The sequence below is a fragment of the Shigella sp. FC1567 genome (genome assembly GCF_001743015.1).
GTDB classification, from domain to species: domain Bacteria; phylum Pseudomonadota; class Gammaproteobacteria; order Enterobacterales; family Enterobacteriaceae; genus Escherichia; species Escherichia coli.
Genome location: NZ_MIIV01000215.1, coordinates 1 through 2,319 on the forward strand (window position 1 = coordinate 1; position 2,319 = coordinate 2,319).

The window sequence follows — 2,319 nt, forward strand, 5'->3', positions numbered from 1 at the left end:
GGCAATAAGGGCGCGTGCGCTATCCACTTTTTTGCCCGTCCATATTCAACGGCTTCTTTGAGGAGTTCATTTTCCATCGTTTTCTTACCGAGCAGGCGCTGGAGTTCTTTAATCTGCTTCATGGCGGCAGCAAGTTCAGAGGCAGGAACAACCTGTTCTCCGGCGGCCACAGCAGTAAGACTTCCTTCCTGGTATTGCTTACGCCAGAGAAATAACTGGCTGGCTGCTACACCATGTTGCCGGGCAACGAGGGAGACCGTCATCCCCGGTTCAAAGCTCTGCTGAACAATTGCGATCTTTTCCTGTGTGGTACGCCGTCTGCGTTTCTCCGGCCCTAAGACATCAATCATCTGTACTCCAATGACTAGTCTAAAAACTAGTATTAAGACTATCACTTATTTAAGTGATACAGGTTGTCTGGAGATTCAGGGGGCCAGTCTAGTCACCACCACCGAGGTAGTTAGCATCGGTATAGGCGCTGAAGTTCTTGGTGAAGCTGAACTGAGTACCCAGACCAACACGTACCGCAGACCCTTCAGTACCGTTATCGATGGAATCACCGTTCACATCGTTATCGTTGTTTGAGTCGTCGTAGACGTAAGCCAGTTTGAAGTACGGAGTCAGAGCCTGATCTTCGCTGTAGGTGAAGGTATAACCTGCATCTACACCCAGTTCATAACGCATGCTGTCGTAAGACTGACCGTCAACTTTCATGTCGTTGCTCAGCTGGTAGTCATCACCAGACTGGAACAGACCAGAAACGCTGCCGTAAGGAGTCTCGTAACCAGCATCACCCAGTTTGAAGTCGTAACCGGCTTTCAAACCGAAGCCCCACGCGTCAGAGTTGGTGCTACCGTCAACGTAAGTACCGTTGCTCATGGTTGCAGACAGGTCGTTGTTGAAGTGAGAGTAGCTCAAGCTACCATCAACAAAGACGTTGTTCGCGAAGTGAGCAGAAGAGTAGATGTAGGCAGTCTGGCTGTCTTGATCCACCTGACCAGAACGGTCATTCATGTCACCTTTAGCGAAGCCTGCAGCCGCACCGACGATCCACTTAGCGTTGTTACCGTCAATTTTGGTATCAACACCGACCATGATGCCGTTAACATCCTGATCATAGTTGATGGTGCCGTTGTCGCCGTTGAAGTTACCACCGAAGTAGCTTACCCATGCGCCGCCGTTATCAGCCAGGCCATGACGAGAGTTGGTCAGACGAGTACCAACGGTGTCTTGTTCCAGGTTCCAGATATTGGTGTTCGCAGACGGGATGCTCAGCGCCATGTTAGCGTAGTCGGTCAGCTCCATCTGTTGCAGAACAACGGTGTTACCGCGCTGTTCAGCCTGATAGGTGTATGCACCCAGGTCAGCTTTGTTAGCAGCAGAGAAGGTCGCGTTGGTGTTAGCGTCGTTTACCCGAATAAGTTCTTTATCTTTGTAATCAGCGATAGTGCCAGCGCCAGTTGCGTTGTCGATACGAACTTTGTAGTTACCGGTTGCAGCAACAACGTTATCAACAGAGCTGTTATCCAGTTCAGTACCGTTGTCTACGTCGCCGTTACCATTGATAGTCAGGTGACCATCAGAGTTCATAGCAACAATACCGTAACCGTAGTTAGACTTGGAAGTATCCCACGTACGGTCGTTCACCAGATCAGCGTTCAGAACGTAATCGCTGCTGTTGATGTCGAACACACCAGAAATTACGTTGCCATTATGGTCAGCAATGTTGCCGCTGGTCAGTTCCAGTTTATCAGTACGGAAAGCTTCAGTATCGAACTGATCAACATTCACATCCAGCACACCACCGTTAGTCACAGTGATAGTATTGGTATACAGATTAGAATAATTATTCCAACCGGTAGATTCGGTTAAATTAACGGTACTGTAGCTATCAACAGTCAGGTGGTCTGTAGCAACCACGCCATTTGCACCAATATTCAGTGAAGAACCGTTGGTTAAACCAATGGTATCTGATACCAGAGAGGAATCAGTAACATTTACCTGAGAGCCATTATTTACATGAAGTGGCACACTGAATTTGGCCACCTGAACAGAGGTGATATGCTCACCTCAGAACAACACAGGTGCTCCAATGAAAAAAAGAAATTTTAGCGCAGAGTTTAAACGCGAATCCGCTCAACTGGTTGTTGACCAGAAATACACGGTGGCAGATGCCGCCAAAGCTATGGATGTTGGCCTTTCCACAATGACAAGATGGGTCAAACAACTGCGTGATGAGCGTCAGGGCAAAACACCAAAAGCCTCTCCGATAACACCAGAACAAATCGAAATACGTAAGCTGAGGAAAAAGCTACAACG

The 2,319-nt window shown here is 48.3% G+C and carries 1 protein-coding gene and 2 pseudogenes; 1 reads left to right on the plus strand and 2 read right to left on the minus strand.

All coding sequences use genetic code 11. The features are described from left to right. A pseudogene (locus BHE85_RS13370) lies at positions 1-350 on the minus strand (transposase); the annotation flags it as partial. 88 nt (positions 351-438) lie between these two features. Next, positions 439-2,025, minus strand: a pseudogene (locus BHE85_RS13375) (autotransporter outer membrane beta-barrel domain-containing protein); the annotation flags it as partial. Positions 2,026-2,092: 67 nt separating this feature from the next. Here BHE85_RS13375 and BHE85_RS13380 point away from each other — a divergent pair. Then, the coding region (locus BHE85_RS13380) for an IS3 family transposase (RefSeq protein ID WP_057951205.1) at positions 2,093-2,319 on the plus strand (227 nt) is incomplete at its 3' end.